Raw genomic sequence first — 18,552 nt, 5'->3', positions numbered from 1 at the left:
AAAGAGGTAGGGATTTTTAGCCCAACTACCCAACTAAAGGCGTTTAGCGTGCTTTTTAGTATAGGTTATAAAATGAAAGTTATTCATAATAAAGAAAAGAAATTTTCAACTTGAATAAACTGAAAGTTTGTTACAATTCTTATAACAGAGTTAAATAACAACAAAGGATTTTTTATGTCTCACCTTTTTCCTAATGCACAACCTCGCACTTCTGCACCATTTCGTTTTGATATTGTTGGCAGCTTCTTACGCCCTGAAGCATTAAAACATGCTCGTCATCAATGCAGTTGTGGCGATATTTCTTGTGCGGATTTAACTCAGGTGGAAGATCACGAGATTGCAAAATTAGTTGAACAGCAAAAAGCTGTAGGTTTACACGCAATAAGCGATGGCGAATTTCGCCGTACATTCTGGCACTTAGATTTCTTGAGTGCCCTTGATGGTGTAGAAGAAGTGGATGCAGAAAAATTCTCAGTACAATTCAAACATCACAACGTTCGCCCGAAAACCTTAAAAATCGTGAATAAAATTGATTTTTCTGAATCGCATCCATTTGTAAAGCATTTCCGTTCGTTACAAAAATTAGCAGGCGATACCGAAGTGAAATTAACCATTCCTTCGCCATCAATGTTGCATTTAATTACTAACGTACGTGCAACGGATTATGTGGCGATTCCACATTACGAAAACAACAACCAACAACTTTTAGATGATATTGCAGATGCTTACATCAAGGCAATGCAAATTTTCTACCAATTAGGCTGCCGTAATCTTCAATTAGACGATACCAGTTGGGGCGAATTTTGTGCAGAAGATAAGCGTAAAGCTTACCAAGAGCGAGGCTTTGATTTAGACCAAATCGCTAAAGATTACGTGTATATGGTAAACAAAATCATTGATGCGAAACCTGCTGATCTTGCGATTACGATGCATATCTGTCGCGGTAACTTCCGTTCAACATGGTTCTCCGCAGGCGGTTATGAGCCTGTGGCGGAAACGTTGTTTGGCACTTGCCGTGTGGATGGTTTCTTCCTTGAATACGACAGTGATCGTTCGGGTGATTTTAAACCATTACGTTTTATTAAAGATCAACAAGTGGTGCTTGGTTTAGTTACATCAAAAAGCGGTGAATTAGAAAATCGTGATGAGATCATTGAACGAATTAAAGAAGCAACGCAATATGTGGATATAAACCAACTTTGCTTAAGCCCACAGTGTGGCTTTGCCTCAACTGAGGAAGGAAATATCTTGACCGAAGAACAACAATGGGCGAAACTTGCATTTATTCGAGATATCGCCCGCGATGTTTGGGGTGAGTAACCTTCACTTATTTTTAGGGCGGACGTTAGTCCGCCATTTTTATTATTTAATTGGCGGACTAACGTTCGCCCTACGTTAATATGCAACTAACCCTCCCTCCACTTAGCTTATATATCCACATTCCTTGGTGCGTACAAAAATGCCCTTACTGCGATTTTAATTCGCACGCTCAAAAAGGCATCATTCCCGAAGCTGAATACATCGAACACCTACTTGCAGATTTATCTCAAGATTTAACCGCTTACCGCGAGGCGATTGGTAATCGAAAAATCCACTCCATCTTTATTGGAGGTGGAACACCAAGTCTCTTTTCTGCAGAAGGCATTGAGCATCTATTACTCAAAATTCAACAGCAAATCCCGTTTGAAGAGGGCTTAGAAATTACACTTGAAGCCAATCCAGGTACTGCAGAAGCAGAGCGTTTTATCGGTTATGCGAAAGCAGGTGTGACCCGAATTTCAATGGGAATCCAGAGTTTCGAACCTGAAAAATTGCTGAAATTGGGACGTATTCACGACAGCCAAGAGGCAAAACAAGCGGTTAAATTTGCCCAAAATGCAGCAAACTTTGGCTTAAAGAGCTTTAATATTGACTTGATGCACGGCTTGCCAAACCAATCGGTAAAACAGGCATTGGAAGATTTAAAACAAGGCATTGCGTTAAACCCGCCACATCTTTCGTGGTATCAACTTACGATTGAGCCGAATACGATGTTCTACTACCGCCAACCCATTTTGCCTGATGATGATGAGTTGTGGGATATTTTCGAACAAGGTCATCAACTGCTGACTGAAGCAGGCTACGAGCAGTATGAAACTTCCGCTTATGCAAAAAAAGGTTACCAATGTCAGCACAACTTGAACTACTGGCGTTTTGGCGATTATTTGGCAATTGGTTGCGGTGCTCATGGTAAAATTAGTTACCCAACGGGCGAAATCTACCGCTTTAGCAAAACCAAGCACCCGAAAGGTTATATGCGAGGCGAATACCGTTATTCACAAGATCAGATTGCTCCAGAAGATCGCCCATTTGAGTTCTTTATGAACCGATTCCGTTTGCTTGAGGCTGTACCTAAAGCGGAATTTGAGCAATACACGGGGTTGTCTGCTGAGCAGGTTAAACCTAAAATGGATTGGGCATTAAGTCAAAATTACATTACCGAAACAGCAACTCACTGGCAAATTACCCTGCACGGTAAGTTATTCTTAAATGAACTGCTGGAGAAGTTTTTGGATTAATTGGCAAAAAATTTAAGAAAATAACCGCTTGTGATAAGATACAAGCGGTTTATTTATGGCTAGATTTTGCAAGTTTCTGCTTAGTCCCCCTCTTTAGAAAAGAGGGGCAGGGGGAGATTTGATTGAGGTCTATTTATTTACGAGGTTGGATTTTATTCTGCCAAATCTCCCCTACCCCTCTTTACTAAAGAGGGGATTCATTTTAGGGGCTTATTATGGAACACTAAAAAATGAACACTCTACAAGCAGGCGATTTAGCGCCACAATTTACTCTTCTTAATCAAAACGAACAGTCTGTTTCTCTTGCTCAGTTTGCGGGCAAAAAAGTCCTTGTTTATTTTTATCCTAAAGCCCTTACCCCAGGTTGTACGACTCAGGCTTGCGGATTGCGTGATAGTCGTACTGAACTTTCTGAATTGAATGTAGAAGTACTCGGTATTAGTCCCGATCTTCCAAAAAAATTGGCTCAATTTATCGAGAAAAAAGCACTTAATTTCACACTTCTTTCTGACCCTGATCACCAAGTTGCTGAGGCTTTTGGCGTATGGGGTGAGAAAAAATTTATGGGCAAAATCTATGATGGTATCCACCGCATTAGCTTTTTAGTGAACGAACAAGGCGTGATTGAAAAAGTGTTCGATAAATTCAAAACCAACAAACACCACCAAATTGTGGTCAATTACCTAAAAGGAACGAAATAATGGCACATAAAGCGATTTTTCTCGACCGCGACGGCACCATCAATATCGACCACGGTTATGTACATAAAATCGATGATTTTCAATTTATTGAAGGCGTAGGCAAAGCGTTAAAACAATTGCAAGATAAAGGTTATTTACTCGTGTTAGTGACTAACCAATCGGGCATTGCCCGCGGTTATTTCACCGAAGAACAATTTACTCAACTTACTGAATGGATGGATTGGTCATTAGACGAAGATTATGGCGTGGTGCTAGATGGCATTTATTATTGTCCACATCACCCAGAGGGAAAAGGCGAATATCGCGAAGAGTGCGATTGCCGTAAACCGAAAGCGGGAATGTTCTTGCAGGCGATAAAAGATTTGAACATTGATCCTGCAAAATCTTATATGGTGGGCGATAAATTAGAAGATCTGCTTGCTGCCGAAAATGCGGGCGTAAAAACCAAAGTGTTAGTTAAAACGGGCAAAGAAATCACCGAAGCAGGACGCGAAAAAGCCGATTTAGTGCTTGATAGTTTGGTGGATTTGGTGAGATTTGTGAAATAACCACAAGCGGTAGGATTTGCAAAATAATTTGCAGATCTTACCGCTTGTGTTTTATTGGTTATTTGTCTGTATACTATTTAACTTCGAGCAGTGATTTTTATATAACTTTCCCTCAAACTAGCAACAAAATAAATGACGGCATTCATCCAACTGTGCTTTAGTTAAACTAAACACACCTAAGCCCCCCTGCTTAAATTCGATCCAATTAAATGGTACGGTGGGATATTGTGCGATTAAGTGAATCATACTATTGCCAACTTCACAAATTAACGTGCCATCTTCCGATAAATAATCAGAAGCCTCGGATAAAATACGTTTAGTAATATCCAACCCATCTTCGCCTGAACCAAGTGCTAATTCTGGCTCAAAATGGAACTCTTCTGGCATATCATCTAAATCTTCCTGATCCACATAAGGAGGGTTGGTCACAATCAGATCGTATTTATCTTGCGGAATATTGTTAAACAGATCCGAACTCATTGGGAACACTCGCTCTGATAATTGATAGCGTTCAATATTAATTTGAGCGACATCTAACGCATCAAGCGACAAATCTACCGCATCAATCTCCGCTTCTGGGAACGTTTCTGCACAAGCGATTGCAATACAACCGCTACCAGTACAAAGATCTAGAATACGTTTAGGGTTATGGTTAATAAAGCCTGCAAATTGATCACGAATAAGTTCACCAATTGGTGAGCGAGGTACAATCACGCGTTCATCGACATAAAATTCTAAGCCACAGAACCACGCAGTGTTAATTAAATAAGCGACCGGCTTACGCGTACCTAAACGAGCTTGAATAAGTTCAACTACACGCATTTTTTCTACATCGGTTAAGCGTGATGCGTACATTGCTTCTGGCACATCTGCAGGCAAGCATAGTGCACTCAAAACAAGCTGCTGTGCTTCTTGCCAACCGTTCTCATAGCCGTGTCCGTAATAAAGATCAGAAGCATTAAAATAGCTATACGCCCAACGCATCATATCTTGAATGGTTTTTAAATCTTGCAATGCACTTGAAGCAGAAATCTCTTCAAGCAACTCTAAATTGTGTTGATACATACTATCCCCTTAAAAATAACGGGCATTATCCCTTTTTAGCTTGGATGTATCAACTTTTTTATTATGCTAAAATAGCCCCGAACAAGGAGAAAATAATGACAGAGACAGATGATTTCGCACTATTCCGTGAGGCGATTAAAGGCACAAAAAAAATCAAGCAAGATACTTTTATTCCAAGCCAACCTCCACGTAAAAAAATCAATGAACTGCGTGAAATGCAAGAACAAAAAGATACCGAATTTTTCTTTTCGGATGAATATGAACCGCTTTTGAAAGAAGAAAATGAAAAAGTTCGCTATTTGCGTGAAGATGTCGATCCTTATATTTTAAAACAGCTTCGCCGAGGTGATTTCCAACCAGAACTGTTCTTAGATCTGCATGGTTTAACCAAAGAAAAAGCGAAAAAAGAGTTAGCTGCTTTAATTTTAGCTTGCGAACGTGAACACGTTTATTGTGCGAGCATTATGACAGGGTTTGGTACTCGCACACTTAAAGATCAAATCCCTCGTTGGTTAGTCCAACATCCGAAAGTATTAGCTTTGCATCAAGCACCAAAAGAGTGGGGTGGAGATGCGGCTATTCTGATTTTAGTGGAACAACAAGAGAGTTTGGAACGTCGATTGTTTGAGCGCTAAGCGTTATTATTCCTACTTCGCATACCGCTTTTGTCTTTCTGCTAACCACTCTGATGCGGAAAGGGCGATTAAAGAAATTACAATCGCAACCGCACAAAGGCGGGCTGCGGCGAGTTCTCCATCAGGCGTTTCGATAAAGGTGAAAAGAGCTGCTGGAATCGTTTGGGTTTGATTTGGAATATTAGATACAAAAGTAATAGTTGCCCCAAATTCTCCAAGCGAACGGGCAAAACCTAATACTGCTCCAGCAATGACGCCTGAAAATGAGAGTGGAAGATTAAGCGTAAAAAACACTTTAAGTGGGCTTGCACCTAATGTTCTAGCTGCTTGTTCAAGTTTAGGATCAATTGCATCAAAGGCTTGTTTGATAGAACGCACCATCAGCGGAAATGCTATTACCGCAGAGGCTAATACCGCACCTCGCCAAGAAAAACTAAAAGAAAAACTGAACCACTCCCATAAATATTGCCCAATTGCACCACGCTTTGCCATCATAATAAGCAAGAGATAGCCAATCACCACAGGGGGTAAAACAAGCGGTAGATGCACGATGCCATTTAGCAATTGCTTGCCCCAGAATTGTTTGCGTGAAAGTATCCAAGCAATAAAAATAGCAACAGGTAGAGCAAAAAGAATCGCAATCGTGGCGACTTTAAGGCTCAAATAAATGGCATTGAGTTCGGGTTGAGAAAAGAAAAACATAGACAGTTTCGGTTGTTGCCGAGGGTATAAATACCCTCGGTTAGACATAATTCAACCTCATTGGGGTTGTAAGTTATAAATTATTGTACTGGATAAAAACCAGCTTCTTTAAATTTCGCTTGAGCTGCAGGTGTTTTTAAGAAATCGAGGAATTTTTTCGCTTCTGCTTTATCACTTACTGTTGCAGCAGGATAAACCACTTCGCCATAACTTTCATTTGGGAACGTTGCCACGATTTTTACTTTAGTTGCAGAAACTTTCGCATCAGTTGCATAAACAATCCCTAATGGAGCTTCGTTGCGTTCTACATAAGATAACGCATCACGCACATTTTTTGCTCGAACTAACTTGCTTTCTAAGCCATCCCAGAGTTTGTAATATTCCAGTGCTTTTTTTGCATATTTGCCAACTGGCACGTGTGATGGATCGCCTACAGATAAATACCCCCCTGCTAATTCCTTGTTAAAATCAACCGCTTGAATGCTTTTTGCTTGAATTTTACTTTCAATCGGTGCAATCAACACAAGATCGTTTTTCACTAAATTATGCACATTTTGGGTTTTTGCAGGTTGTTTTTCTTGAACATAATCCATCCATTTTGTATCAGCTGAAATAAATACATCCGCTGGAGCGTCTTGTTCAATTTGTTTTGCAAGCACAGAAGAAGAGGCAAACGAGAATGTAACTTTATCTTGCGGATTGGCTTTTTCAAAATCTTTGTTGATTTCTTGAAGCACGTTGGTCATTGAGGCTGCAGCAAAAACAGTAATATCTTGTGCAAAGCTAGCGGCAGAGAAAAGAGAGAGAGCACTTACAAAGCAGAGTTTTTTGAATTTCATTTTGGGTTCCTTTTGAGATGAGCACGAGAGCAACAAGCGGTAGAATTTTTCCTAATTTTAGCAAAACTCTCGTGCAATCCGTGGCAAAGAAAATTAGGAACGTAATCCTACACCTTTCTCAATCAGTGAAAAGGCAAACCAGTATAACATAATACATAACGATCCCAATACCAAAAATGTGTAAAAAATGGGCATATCACTGATACCTAAAAAGCCATAACGGAAACCATTGATCATATATACAATGGGGTTGAACTTGGACACTGCTTGCCAGAAATCAGGCAGTAATGAGATCGAATAAAATACACCGCCCAAGTATGTAAGTGGTGTTAAAACGAAAGTGGGGATTAAACCTACATCGTCAAATGTTTTCGCATACACCGCATTAATTAATCCACCTAGTGCGAAACTAATCGTTGTCAGTAAAAGCGTTGAAAAAATCATCATCCAAGAGTGGATATCAAAGGTGATAAACAACAAAGCAACCAGCATTACCAAAATGCCAGCTAGCCCACCGCGAACAACACTGCCTACGACATAACCCCAAATAATGTTATGCGTTGAAAGAGGGGAAATGAGCATCTCCTCATAAGTTTTGGTAAATTTGCTCAAGAAAAATGATGAGGCGGAATTGACATAAGAGGCTGTGATTGCGGTCATCATCACAAGTCCAGGGGCAATAAACTGCATATAGCTTACCCCGTGCATATCACCAATACGTCCACCAATTAATTGCCCGAAAATCAAGAAATAGAGCGTGGTAGTAATAACCGGTGGCACGAGTGTCTGTCTCCAAATGCGAATAACGCGTTTGCTCTCTTTAGTTGCGAGCGTAAAAAATCCAGTTAAATTCATATTAATTAGCCATTTTGAGGAAAAGTTCTTCCAAGCGGTTCGATTTATTTCGCATACTTAACACTTCCACATTTTGTGCAGTTAATTGCGTAAATAAGTTGGTTAAGCCTTGAGCACGCTGTACTTCTACTTCTAGCGTGTTTTCATCCAATAATTTATGCGGATAATGCTCAATCACAAGCGGGCTATTTTGAGGCATATTTTGCAAATCCAGCACGAAAATTTCGGTCTCCAATTTCGCCAGTAAAGACTTCATTGATGTATTTTCAATCAATTTTCCGTGCTGAATAATGCCTATATTTCGGCAGAGGTTTTCCGCTTCTTCAAGATAGTGCGTAGTAAGAATAATAGTAGTGCCTTGTTGATTGAGTTCCCGCAAAAAATCCCACAGCGAACGACGAAGCTCAATATCCACGCCCGCAGTAGGTTCATCTAAAATCAGCAATTTTGGGTTATGCATTAAAGCCCGAGCAATCATTACCCGACGTTTCATCCCACCCGACAATTCGCGAGTTAAATGCGTACGTTTTTCCCATAAATCCAATTTTTTCAGCCACATCTCTGCACGCACTTTAGCTTCTTTTAATGGAATGCCATAAAATCCCGCTTGCTGCGTGAGCACATCCACCACTTTCTCAAATTGATTGAAGTTAAACTCTTGCGGCACTAAGCCGATTTGCTGTTTGAGCTGTGTTTTTTGGGTATCTAAATCATAACCGAAGACTTTTACCGAACCACTGCTTTTATTTACGAGTGAACTAATAATGCCAATGGTCGTTGATTTGCCCGCTCCATTATGCCCAAGCAAGGCATAAAAATCGCCCTGCTCGACGGTAAGATCAATGCCCTTTACCGCTTGAACGCCCGTAGCATAGGTTTTGATAAGATTTTTGATTTCTAATGCATGCATAGTTTTTTATATGTATATATCTAGGGCTACACACCCTAGGTTAATGATAAAAGCGTACTTTATGCGTAGAACGGAAGCCCTAGGCTTTCGCTACCGCCCTAATCGTTGATTCATCCAGCTTCGCATCAAACGCTTCACGTAATAATTTCAACTTAGCATCATTCAGCAAGGCATTTCTTGCTTCTTGGGTTAAGCCTTCAAAAATAGCACGGCGAATTTCAAGCGGGGTTTTGCGTTTGGGATTATCAGCAATAGTGAGTTGATAAGTAAGCTCTTTTCCCGACAACGCATCGGCTAAACTTTGGCGTGCTTCTGGACTATCTAAATGTGCCATATTCGGTTTTAGCACTAAATGAAGCTCATGATCTTGCTTTTCTGCCAAGTAACTATTTAATGCAATCTGGCGAGTCAATCCGCCTAATTTAAGCTCATTAACCAATGCCGCCCATTCATCTTGTTGGCAAGCTAACTCAATGGTTTTTGCTACTAATTCGGGGGTACGTTCTTGTAAAATAGCTTGCTTAATATCGGAGGGTTTTGCTGTTTCTTCTTGATTTTCTAATTCGGGATTGAGCCAAGTCCAGCGATACTCTTCGTCATTGGTAACGACCGTTTGCTTCGTTTGTTTTTCGTGCTCAAGTTCGGTTTTTTCGGTTTCCGCCAAATACATAAACCGCTCTTGCAAATTCATTTTTTTGGTAGGAGCACGGTTTGGCATTGAAGGCATTACGGCGTTATTCGGTTTTTTTTTTTCGGTTTGTGCTAGCTGATCTTGTGTCTGTTGTAGCTGTTTTCTCGCTTGCATTGCCGCTAATGCAGGTGACATCGTAGGCACAGAGACTGGAGGAGTTTGAACTTGAGGAGCTACAGCTGGAGTGTAAGCGGTTGGATTTTCTTGCGGTTTTGCAAATTGTGGTGAATTTTCTACCGCTTGTGCTGTTGATGGAGCCGCTTCTTTGCTGGGTACTAAGCGTGCTTTAAGCTGAGCGATATTTTGCTCAGGTGATACTGAAGGTCTGCTTGCAGGGGGTATGTTTACCGTTTGGGTTTGCACCTGCACACGGTTAATCTCTTCCACACGTTTTGGGTGGAAGGCTAATGCACGCAAGAAAGTCATTTCCACGCCTGCACGAGGTTCTGGTGAGAATGGTAACTCTTTTTTGCCCATCAACATCATTTGATAGAAAAACTGCACATCTTCAGGTGCAATCTGTTTTGCTAACAAGTGCAATGGCGTTTCGTCGGTTTCAGGCGATTTAACCAATTGCAACAAGGCAATTTTATGCAATGTTTCTGCAACATCGCTTAATAATTGCGACCAATCGACACCTTTTTCGGCTACTTGTTGAATGATAGAAAGTATTTTTTCACCGTTAGCTTGTGAAAGTGCCATCACCAATTCAAGCGGTTGATGATCGTCAATCAAACCGAGCATTTGGCTGACTGCTTCAAGCGTAATATTGGCATTGCTGACTGCAATCGCTTGGTCTGTCAAACTTAAAGAATCACGAATACTGCCTTGAGCAGCTTTGGCTAATTTCTCAATGGCAGGCAATTCGTAAGGGATATTTTCTTGTTTTAAAATAAACTCAAGATGATCAGCGATTTGATGTTGATCTAACGCACGCAAATGGAATTGCATACAACGCGATAAAATCGTAATCGGCAATTTTTGCGGATCTGTCGTCGCGAGCAAGAATTTGACATATTCAGGCGGTTCTTCCAACGTTTTCAATAATGCATTGAAACTATGACGCGAAAGCATATGCACTTCGTCAATCAGATAAACCTTAAACCGCCCAACGGTTGGCTTATATTGTACGTTATCAAGTAGCTCGCGGGTGTCTTCTACTTTGGTGCGAGAGGCTGCATCGATCTCAATTAAGTCAATAAAACGTCCTTCTTCAATCGCTTTACAGTTCGCACACTCGCCACAAGGTGTTGCACTAATGCCCGTTTCGCAGTTTAATCCTTTCGCAAAAAGACGCGCAATTGAGGTTTTACCCACCCCGCGCGTGCCAGAGAAAAGATAAGCGTGGTGCAGGCGATTTTCACGTAATCCGTTTTCTAATGCGGATAAAACATGTTGTTGCCCCACCACTTCGGAAAAACGTTGCGGACGCCATTTGCGTGCTAAAACTTGATAACTCATTGATAATAATGACTCGATTAGTGTCCTTCGAAATTCACTAAAGTGAATGATTTAATGCCTTCTTGCTCAAGGCGTTCACGACCACCTAATTCTGGCAAGCAGATAACAAAAGCGGCGTGTTCGACTTTACCGCCTAATTTGCGGATAAGTTTTGCGGTTGCATCAATTGTACCGCCTGTTGCTAATAAATCGTCAATCACCAAAACATTATCGTTCGCATTCACAGAATCAGTGTGGATTTCAAGTGTATCTTCGCCATATTCTAATTGGTACGATTGTGAAATCACTTCACGTGGTAATTTTTTAGGCTTTCGAACTAACACAAAAGGCACGCCCAAAGCTAAAGCCACAGGAGCACCAAAGATAAAACCACGTGATTCTGTACCAACAATTTTGGTAATCCCTTTATCTTTAAATTCTTCTACAATCGCATCAATGCTTGCTTTGAAGGCTTCTGGCACTTCAAGTAACGAAGTAATATCGCGGAAAATAATGCCCGCTTTTGGATAATCAGGAATAGATTTGATAGAAGATTTGATTAAATCTAATTGGCTCATTTTTTGACCTTTTATAAATAACAAAATAACCTGAAGAATTTAGACAAAAATGGATGAAATTACAAGGAAAATTGCAATAAAGAAGCAAAAAATAACCGCTTGTAAAAATTATTCGTTATAAGCGGTTGTTTTTTCAACATAATTTGCAAATTGCCGTTACAAACACTTCACTGGTTTTGGCAAGCCCGCAAACTTTGTTGCTTGCTTAGCCGGCCCGTCGGGAAATAAACGTTGTAAATAACGACTGCTTCCCTTCTCTTCGCCAAATTTTTGCGACATTGCTTTAACTAGCATTCTAATTGCAGGTGAGGTTTTATATTCTTGATAAAACTCTCGCACCAGCTGAATAATTTCCCAATGCTCAGGCGTGAGCGTAATACCATCACGCTCCGCCATCAATGTTGCAAATGTTTCTGACCAATCATCAAGGTTTAACAAATAACCATCGTTATCTACTTGATAAAATGTGCCATTCAGCTCAATTTGTGCCATTAGTCATCATTTCCTAACACGCCAAAAATTTGTAAGAAACTCACAAAAAGATTGTAGAGTGAAACGTAAAGATCAACGGTTGCACGAATATAGTTGGTTTCACCACCTTGAATGATATTGCTGGTTGCCAGCAAAATCGCACCGCTTGAGAAAATCACAAATAAACCGCTTAATGCAAGGCTTAATGCGGGCATTGCTAAGAAAATATTTGCGATAACGCCCACTAAAACAACCACGAAAAGTGCCATCATCATCCCATTTAAGAATGACATATCTTTTTTGGTGGTTAATACGTAAGCTGAACAAGCAAAGAAAACTAATGCGGTAGCACCTAATGCTAATACAACTGCATCACCTAAGCCTGCACCAACATAGAGGTTAAGAATTGGGCCTAAGGTATAGCCTAAAAAGCCAGTTAAGGCGAATACGCTCACTAGACCTGTGGCACTATTTGCCGTTGCATTAGTTAAAAAAAGTAAGCCGTAAAAGCCTACTAATAACCCCCACCAAGGTAATGCGGGTGCGTTTGTGCTCATTGCAACAAAGGCAACAACAGAAGAAAAGACAAGTGTCATTCCCAATAATAAGTAAGTGTTACGAAGCACTTTGTGGGTGCTAATCAGTGATTCGCCACGTGCGTAGCTATGTTCTAAACGGTTTTCCATAAGTTCTCCTTCAACTTGTTTGAAAAACGAAATATTTTCTCTTATCTATGGGCAAAGAACCATAAACTAAATGCAAATTATCTATAAATTATACGAAAGTCAATCGAAATCTACAGTGAAAATATGATACACTTTCGCTAATAAATTTTCCCAACCTGCAAACATAATGAAATTAAACTTTCCAACCTATCTAACCCTTTTCCGTTTGGCTTTAATTCCACTTTTTGTAGTCGTTTTTTATTTGCCAATCACATATTCCCCCGAAATCACAACATTCATCTTTTTTATTGCATCCATTACCGACTGGTTTGATGGCTATTTGGCAAGAAAATGGAATCAAACCACTCCACTTGGTGCATTTTTAGATCCTGTTGCGGATAAAGTTTTAGTCGCAGTTGCCTTTGTTTGCGTGGTGGAATATTACCACACTTGGTGGATTACCATTCCTATCTGCATTATGATTGCTCGTGAAATTATTATTTCTGCTTTGCGTGAATGGATGGCTGAACTGGGTAAACGCACTAGCGTTGCTGTTTCTATTTGGGGAAAAATTAAAACCACTGCACAGATGCTTGCTTTAGGTGGAATGCTCTGGCGACAAAGCGATTTAATGGAAACGCTTGCGTTTATTCTACTTTATATTGCAGCTGCATTAACAATTTGGTCGATGTTGCAATATCTGAAAGCGTCCAAGGGAAATTTGTTGAAATCATAATTTTTTATTCTTTGAGAACAGACAAAAATGACTATCTTCTACTGATTCAGATAGTCATTATTCTTACTTTTACTTAAGCTGAAAGCTCATCCGCAATCTCTTCTGCTTGCTTCAACACATACTCCACCGTACCTTCTGCCTGATCAGGCGGATATTTATATTTTTGTAAGGCACGGCGAACGAGTAGGCGGATTCTTGCCCGCACAGCCTCTTTATGTTGCCAATCAATACTGACTGAGCGGCGTAAAATATCGGTAATCTCTTTTGCTAGTTTAGACAGCACTTCATCGTTCATCAATTCTTTGGCACTCTCGTTTTGAGAAAGGGCATCGTAAAACGCTAATTCTGCCATGCTTAAACCGAGTTTTTCGCCCCGCGATAAGCGTTCGGAGAAATCCCGCCCCATCTGCACAAGTGCATCAAGAATTTCCACCACGCTTAAATTGTGATTGTGATATTGCGTGAGAGCTTCTTGTAAACGTTGCTCAAAATCTTTTTGTGCGGTGAGGTTTCTGCTGGCTTTGGTTTTAATTTCCTGCTTCAAATAACGCTCCATCGCCAACACCCACAGGCTTTTAGTCTCGCTGTTTTTGATCGCTTGCAAAAATTCGTCGGAAAGCAAATTAATCTGCGTTTGTTCTTTGCCCAACAAATCAAATAAATCAATGGTACCTTCAGATACAATACTTTGATTAATTAATGCTTTAAGCTGAATTAAGCGTTCCGTTGTCCCTTTTCCGTTTTGTTCACGTTTGGCAAGCACAGCACGCACCGCATCATAAAAAGCCACTTCTTGACTATATGGTTCGATTTCAGGTAATGCCCCACATAAAGCGTAACCTTTTTTCAAGCTTCCTACCGTTTTCAAAAAGGCTTTTTTACGTGGCTCAATATCGTCTGCATTATGCCAATGTTGATCGTGTGCTTTGCCTTCGTTAGGCAGTTGGTCGAGCGTAGTAATATGGTTTGCTGCTGTCGCAATGGCTTTTAGCAATAATGCAGGTTCTCGTTCAGAAATTGCCATCTGAACATCAAATGCTTCGCCTTCAATTGGTGTCGCAAACAAAGTTCGGATAAATTCAAGCTGTTCTTTCATTTTAAAGAACACGCTTTGCACATCTTCCGCTAATTGCCCTTTGCCGGTAGAGTTGGTGTATTGCTGTGTAGCTGCTCGTAATTCTTCTGCCAAACCAACATAATCCACGATAAGTCCACCGTTTTCGCGACTTTTGTTAGCGAATACACGGTTTACTCGTGCGATGGCTTGCATTAGGTTATGCCCCTGCATCGGCTTGTCGATATACATCGTATTACAGCAAGGCGCATCAAAGCCCGTCAGCCACATATCGCGCACAATCACCACTTTCAGCGGATCGTTCGGGTCTTTAAAGCGGCGTTCCAGCGTTTGTTTTTCCTGTTTACTGTAAACGTGTTTCTGCATTTCCGGCGCATCGGAAGCAGAACCCGTCATCACAATTTTAATTGCTCCTTCGTTAATATTGTCCGAATGCCATTCAGGGCGCAGTTTGATGATTTCATTGTATAAGTCCACGCAAATCTGACGGCTGGATACCACCATCATCGCTTTGCTGTCGACGACTTCATTGCGTTTAGCAAAATGCTGCACAAAATCTGCGGCTAAATCGGCAAGACGGGCTTGCGAACCCAGCAATTTTTCCTGCAAACGCAGGGCAGGGGATTGTTCCTCTTCCAGCAAATCATCAATTTCTTTGAATAGCTCATCGTGTTCTTTTTCGTTTAAGCGGATTTGGCGCGCTTCATACACAATCGGCACAGTTGCACCATCTTCCACCGCATCTTGCAAGTCATAAATGGACACATAACGCCCAAACACATCTTGCGTGTCCTTATCTTCTAGGCTAATCGGCGTACCGGTAAAACCGATAAACGAAGCATTAGGCAGCGCATCGCGCAAATGGCGAGCATAACCTGCCTGAAATTTGCCGTTATGCAATTTTTGCGTAAAGCCATATTGGCTACGGTGTGCCTCATCGCTGATTACAATAATATTGCTGCGCTCATTTAAAACAGGGAAGCGGCTTTCTTCCTCATTTAGGGCGAATTTTTGAATTGTCGTAAAAAAAACGCCACCGACTTCATTTTGCGCGAGCAGTTGGCGCAGTTGATCGCGGTCTTCCACTTGTTGCGGTGTTTGTTTGATTAAATCTTTGCCTGAAGAAAAGGTTTGGAAAAGCTGACCGTCCAAATCGTTGCGGTCGGTAACCACCACAATGGTCGGATTTTTCAATTCAGGCTGTGCAAGCAGTTTGCCGGCATAAAACAACATGGAAATCGATTTACCCGAACCCTGCGTATGCCACATCACGCCAATGCGGCGATCGCCTTTTTCTGAAGTCGCCCAAATGGTGGAATCTACCGCTTCATTTACGCCGTAATATTGATGGTACGCTGCGATTTTTTTAATGGTTTTACCGCTGGAATCCCGCTCAAATAAGACGAAATAGCGGATATAGTCCAATAAATCTTCAGGCTTCAGCAAGCCATTGAGCAGGCTTTGCAATTCATCATCAAAATATAAGCGTGCGCTTTTATTTTTTTCATCTACCACTTTCCACGGCGTAAAGCGTTGGAAATCTGCCGAAAGCGAACCCAAACGGGCGGCAATGCCGTCTGAAATAATCAGGGCTTGGTTGTATACAAACAGCTCGGCAATTTCACCTTTATAGGTTTCAAACTGATTAAACGCCTGTAACAAATCCGCCGATTCACGCAGCGGATTTTTGAGCTCAAATACTACCAATGGCAGACCATTTACAAAGCCGATAATATCAGGAATCCGTTTGCCTCCTTTACGGCTGCGGATTTCCAGCTGATTGACGGCAACAAAGCGGTTGTTTTCCACATGCTCAAAATCCACCAAGCGCGCCATCTCGATTTTCTGCTCACCGTCAGCTTGATATTCCACCCGAACGCCATCGCGCAACAGTTTATAAAACGCCTGATTACGCACCACCAAGTCACCAATATCGCTTTTCGTCGCGGATTTCACTACCGAATCAACCGCACTTTCCGGCAGTTTTGGGTTGAGTTTACGCACTGCCGCACGCAGTTGCTCAATAAAGACTACGCCGCTCAAATCGCCACGGGCAAACTCGCCTTCATGAACAGGCAAGTCTTTACCGTAGCGATATTCCCAACCGAGGGATTGCAGGCGTTGAAGAGTGAGTTGTTCGATGTCGTTTTCGTTGAGCATAAAGTGTTCCTTTTGTGTATTTGCTGTCTTTGGGGAGCTAATGGATTAATTTCTTCGTTTATTGATACTGCCAAATCTCCCCTACCCCTCTTTGCTAAAGAGGGGAATGGTATTGAGCGTAGTTTTAGTTTAGGTGTTTTTCATGAGTAATTTTTCTATTAATTCGACCGCTTGCAGCCAACAAACCTCTGAATAAATCCCCCTCTTTAGCAAAGAGGGGGGGGAGATTTGGCAGAAGTTAATCAACCTTGTGAATAGTTAGACTTTTCTATTATTTCTATTAACTCATTATTAACTTTATTAATAATTCCAGATAAATCAGGGTAAATTGTTTCTTCGGAAATACCAAATAATTCTAAGTAATGTAAAATATCTAATCTCAAATTGTTAGAAATATAATATTTTAAAATGAGTTTTCTCTTACTATTTTCTAGTTCTTTAGCTGTTTTATTTGGCATAATTTTTTCATTATAAAAATCATTTAATATACTTTTGATATGAAAATTTATCCCCCAATAAGTAAACAATCCTTGCTGTGCCGTTAATCTACCATGATAATCCATCTTCGGCTCAACAATGTATTTATAATCTTTATCTAAATAAAGTAACCCTTCTACCAATCTATAAACACATCTATATTCTGTTTCAGTCTCCTTTTTATGGAAGGCAAAAAATAATGCGATAAGAAAAGATCTTGTCCAGTCAAGCAATGGTGTTTTTAATCCTAAATGTTGCCCCATTGCCCACAGTTCATCTTCATTTCCTTGTGAATCTCCTAGCAGTAAAAATTGCTCTTGAATTCTTCCTCTTGCGGATTTCTTAAGATTGGCTAAGTGTTTTTGAACAATTTCATTATATTGCTCTGATGTTTTTGTAGATTTAACTTCTCTTTCTAATAAGCTTTGTAATATCCAGTCAGAATTTCTCTGCCCTCTAAAAATAAGCTTATCTCTCAGACCTTTCTGCAATAAATGATCAATAACAGATCTCAATTCTGCCATTGAGTTAATTTTTATTGAATGGAATCCTGTTTCTCCGTTATTATACTTTTCTACTTTATAGCTTTGTTCACTGTGTTTTTTGCGGAGATCCCAATTTTCTATTTCCTCTAAGTTAATAACCCTGCTCATTATATTTCCCCATTTAATAATCTAGGTAATAATAAGTCCCTTGTTTTGGCTAGTCTCTTATTTTCAATAGAGTTCGATAAAACTTTTTCAAAAGTATAAAAAACCTTGTTATGGAAAATATCAATAATTTCTTTTGATGGTGTAATTATTTCTATTTTAGAGAATGTGCTTGTGTTTAAATTTAAAGTTGCACTGCCACCACTTGCCAAATCTTTGAGATATTTCGTCATTGATGGCTGTTTTAACGATAAATATAAAAACTCAGAGGTTTTTTCATCGTTTGGAATAATTGAATTAATTTGCTGGTTTGTATGAGATGGCTTAGATGTCATTGAAACCAATCCGACCGTAGCAATACAACTTACACAAATGCTTTTTGGTGGAATATATTTTTTAGATTGAGAATTTGCACCTGCTACACTCAAGTTATCTGTTGTTTGAGTAATAAATACTTGATTGTGCATATCTGGAATCTTAATAAATGGAACATCGTTACCATAAAATTCTTTGTTGGATTTTGATGGTGTTTTTCCGCAGATAATTTGACCTAAATCTGATAAGGCTTTCAAATTCCACCCCTTCGGCATTTCAACCCCATCAACTTCCACCATCTCACACGGAAACGCTTTGGCGGTTTCGGCTAATTCGGCGTAGCGTTCAGGCTGTGTTTGTGAAAGTGCGGTCAATTCTTCAGGTGTTTTTCCGCTGATTGCCTGCATGGCGGCAAGTTCCGCTTGTTCAAGACTCATGCCGTTTGAAAGGGCTTGGACTTTGGCACGCACGGGATCGAAAT

General features: G+C 40.4%; 18 protein-coding genes. 6 read left to right on the top strand and 12 right to left on the bottom strand.

From position 1 onward, the window contains the following. Positions 1–174: 174 nt before the first annotated feature. The 4 genes from QMF79_RS00280 (at position 175) to gmhB (ending at position 3,807) form a co-directional block, all read left to right on the top strand. Positions 175–1,320, top strand: a complete 1,146-nt coding sequence (locus QMF79_RS00280) for a 5-methyltetrahydropteroyltriglutamate--homocysteine S-methyltransferase (protein WP_281772298.1) — start codon at positions 175–177, stop codon at positions 1,318–1,320. An 80-nt stretch (positions 1,321–1,400) separates the two neighbouring features. Further along, positions 1,401–2,558 carry a radical SAM family heme chaperone HemW gene (hemW, locus tag QMF79_RS00275; RefSeq protein WP_281772297.1) on the top strand — a complete coding sequence of 386 codons (1,158 nt, stop codon included), beginning with the start codon at positions 1,401–1,403 and terminating at the stop codon, positions 2,556–2,558. 230 nt (positions 2,559–2,788) lie between these two features. Continuing rightward, positions 2,789–3,259 carry a thioredoxin-dependent thiol peroxidase gene (gene bcp, locus QMF79_RS00270; RefSeq protein WP_281772296.1) on the top strand — a complete coding sequence of 157 codons (471 nt, stop codon included), beginning with the start codon at positions 2,789–2,791 and terminating at the stop codon, positions 3,257–3,259. Beyond that, the gene (gene gmhB / locus QMF79_RS00265; protein WP_281772295.1) at positions 3,259–3,807 is read left to right on the top strand and encodes a D-glycero-beta-D-manno-heptose 1,7-bisphosphate 7-phosphatase; all 549 of its coding nucleotides are present in this window, start codon (positions 3,259–3,261) and stop codon (positions 3,805–3,807) included. The genes bcp and gmhB overlap by 1 nt, the downstream gene beginning before the upstream one ends. A gap of 117 nt (positions 3,808–3,924) precedes the next feature. Here gmhB and prmB read toward each other — a convergent pair whose 3' ends face one another. Then, positions 3,925–4,872, bottom strand: coding sequence for a 50S ribosomal protein L3 N(5)-glutamine methyltransferase (gene prmB, locus QMF79_RS00260; RefSeq protein ID WP_281772294.1), 948 nt, complete (start codon positions 4,870–4,872; stop codon positions 3,925–3,927). 95 nt (positions 4,873–4,967) lie between these two features. On the opposite strand from prmB, the gene smrB reads away from it, so the two are divergent. Next, on the top strand, positions 4,968–5,507 hold the full coding sequence (gene smrB, locus QMF79_RS00255; protein ID WP_281772293.1) for an endonuclease SmrB: 540 nt from the start codon (positions 4,968–4,970) through the stop codon (positions 5,505–5,507). A 12-nt stretch (positions 5,508–5,519) separates the two neighbouring features. Here the strand turns inward: smrB and modB are convergent, their stop codons facing one another. The 8 genes from modB to QMF79_RS00215 form a co-directional block, all read right to left on the bottom strand. Then, positions 5,520–6,209 (bottom strand): molybdate ABC transporter permease subunit, encoded by a 690-nt coding sequence (modB, locus tag QMF79_RS00250; RefSeq protein ID WP_281772311.1) that lies wholly within the window; start codon positions 6,207–6,209, stop codon positions 5,520–5,522. Positions 6,210–6,289: 80 nt separating this feature from the next. Next, the gene (modA, locus tag QMF79_RS00245) at positions 6,290–7,048 is read right to left on the bottom strand and encodes a molybdate ABC transporter substrate-binding protein (RefSeq protein ID WP_281772292.1); all 759 of its coding nucleotides are present in this window, start codon (positions 7,046–7,048) and stop codon (positions 6,290–6,292) included. A gap of 93 nt (positions 7,049–7,141) precedes the next feature. Continuing rightward, complete coding sequence (locus QMF79_RS00240) at positions 7,142–7,903, bottom strand: ABC transporter permease (protein WP_111312744.1); 762 nt, start codon at positions 7,901–7,903, stop codon at positions 7,142–7,144. A gap of 1 nt (position 7,904) precedes the next feature. Next, on the bottom strand, positions 7,905–8,813 hold the full coding sequence (locus tag QMF79_RS00235; RefSeq protein ID WP_281772291.1) for an ABC transporter ATP-binding protein: 909 nt from the start codon (positions 8,811–8,813) through the stop codon (positions 7,905–7,907). A 79-nt stretch (positions 8,814–8,892) separates the two neighbouring features. Further along, positions 8,893–10,965 (bottom strand): DNA polymerase III subunit gamma/tau, encoded by a 2,073-nt coding sequence (gene dnaX / locus QMF79_RS00230; RefSeq protein ID WP_281772290.1) that lies wholly within the window; start codon positions 10,963–10,965, stop codon positions 8,893–8,895. 17 nt (positions 10,966–10,982) lie between these two features. After that, positions 10,983–11,522 carry an adenine phosphoribosyltransferase gene (apt, locus tag QMF79_RS00225; RefSeq protein ID WP_040217931.1) on the bottom strand — a complete coding sequence of 180 codons (540 nt, stop codon included), beginning with the start codon at positions 11,520–11,522 and terminating at the stop codon, positions 10,983–10,985. 156 nt (positions 11,523–11,678) lie between these two features. Then, complete coding sequence (locus QMF79_RS00220; RefSeq protein WP_281772289.1) at positions 11,679–12,014, bottom strand: TusE/DsrC/DsvC family sulfur relay protein; 336 nt, start codon at positions 12,012–12,014, stop codon at positions 11,679–11,681. Continuing rightward, entirely contained in the window at positions 12,014–12,679 is a 666-nt protein-coding gene (locus tag QMF79_RS00215; RefSeq protein WP_281772288.1) for a Bax inhibitor-1 family protein, read from the bottom strand. The genes QMF79_RS00220 and QMF79_RS00215 overlap by 1 nt, the downstream gene beginning before the upstream one ends. 166 nt (positions 12,680–12,845) lie before the next feature. Between QMF79_RS00215 and pgsA the strand changes: the two genes are divergently transcribed. Further along, complete coding sequence (gene pgsA, locus QMF79_RS00210) at positions 12,846–13,394, top strand: CDP-diacylglycerol--glycerol-3-phosphate 3-phosphatidyltransferase (RefSeq protein WP_040217935.1); 549 nt, start codon at positions 12,846–12,848, stop codon at positions 13,392–13,394. A gap of 73 nt (positions 13,395–13,467) precedes the next feature. Here the strand turns inward: pgsA and QMF79_RS00205 are convergent, their stop codons facing one another. The 3 genes from QMF79_RS00205 to QMF79_RS00195 all read right to left on the bottom strand — a co-directional run. Next, the gene (locus tag QMF79_RS00205) at positions 13,468–16,629 is read right to left on the bottom strand and encodes a type I restriction endonuclease subunit R (RefSeq protein WP_281772287.1); all 3,162 of its coding nucleotides are present in this window, start codon (positions 16,627–16,629) and stop codon (positions 13,468–13,470) included. 242 nt (positions 16,630–16,871) lie between these two features. Continuing rightward, a complete protein-coding gene (locus QMF79_RS00200) occupies positions 16,872–17,759 on the bottom strand; it encodes an FRG domain-containing protein (protein ID WP_281772286.1) in 888 nt (295 codons plus the stop codon). Then, positions 17,759–18,552, bottom strand: a 794-nt coding sequence (locus QMF79_RS00195) for a restriction endonuclease subunit S (protein WP_281772285.1), incomplete at its 5' end; no start/stop codon positions are given. The genes QMF79_RS00200 and QMF79_RS00195, both read right to left, overlap by 1 nt.

Source organism: Pseudohaemophilus parahaemolyticus (assembly GCF_938021905.1).
In the GTDB taxonomy this organism is placed as follows: Bacteria; Pseudomonadota; Gammaproteobacteria; order Enterobacterales; family Pasteurellaceae; genus Haemophilus_A; species Haemophilus_A parahaemolyticus_B.
This window is presented reverse-complemented; position numbering and strand designations above follow the sequence as displayed.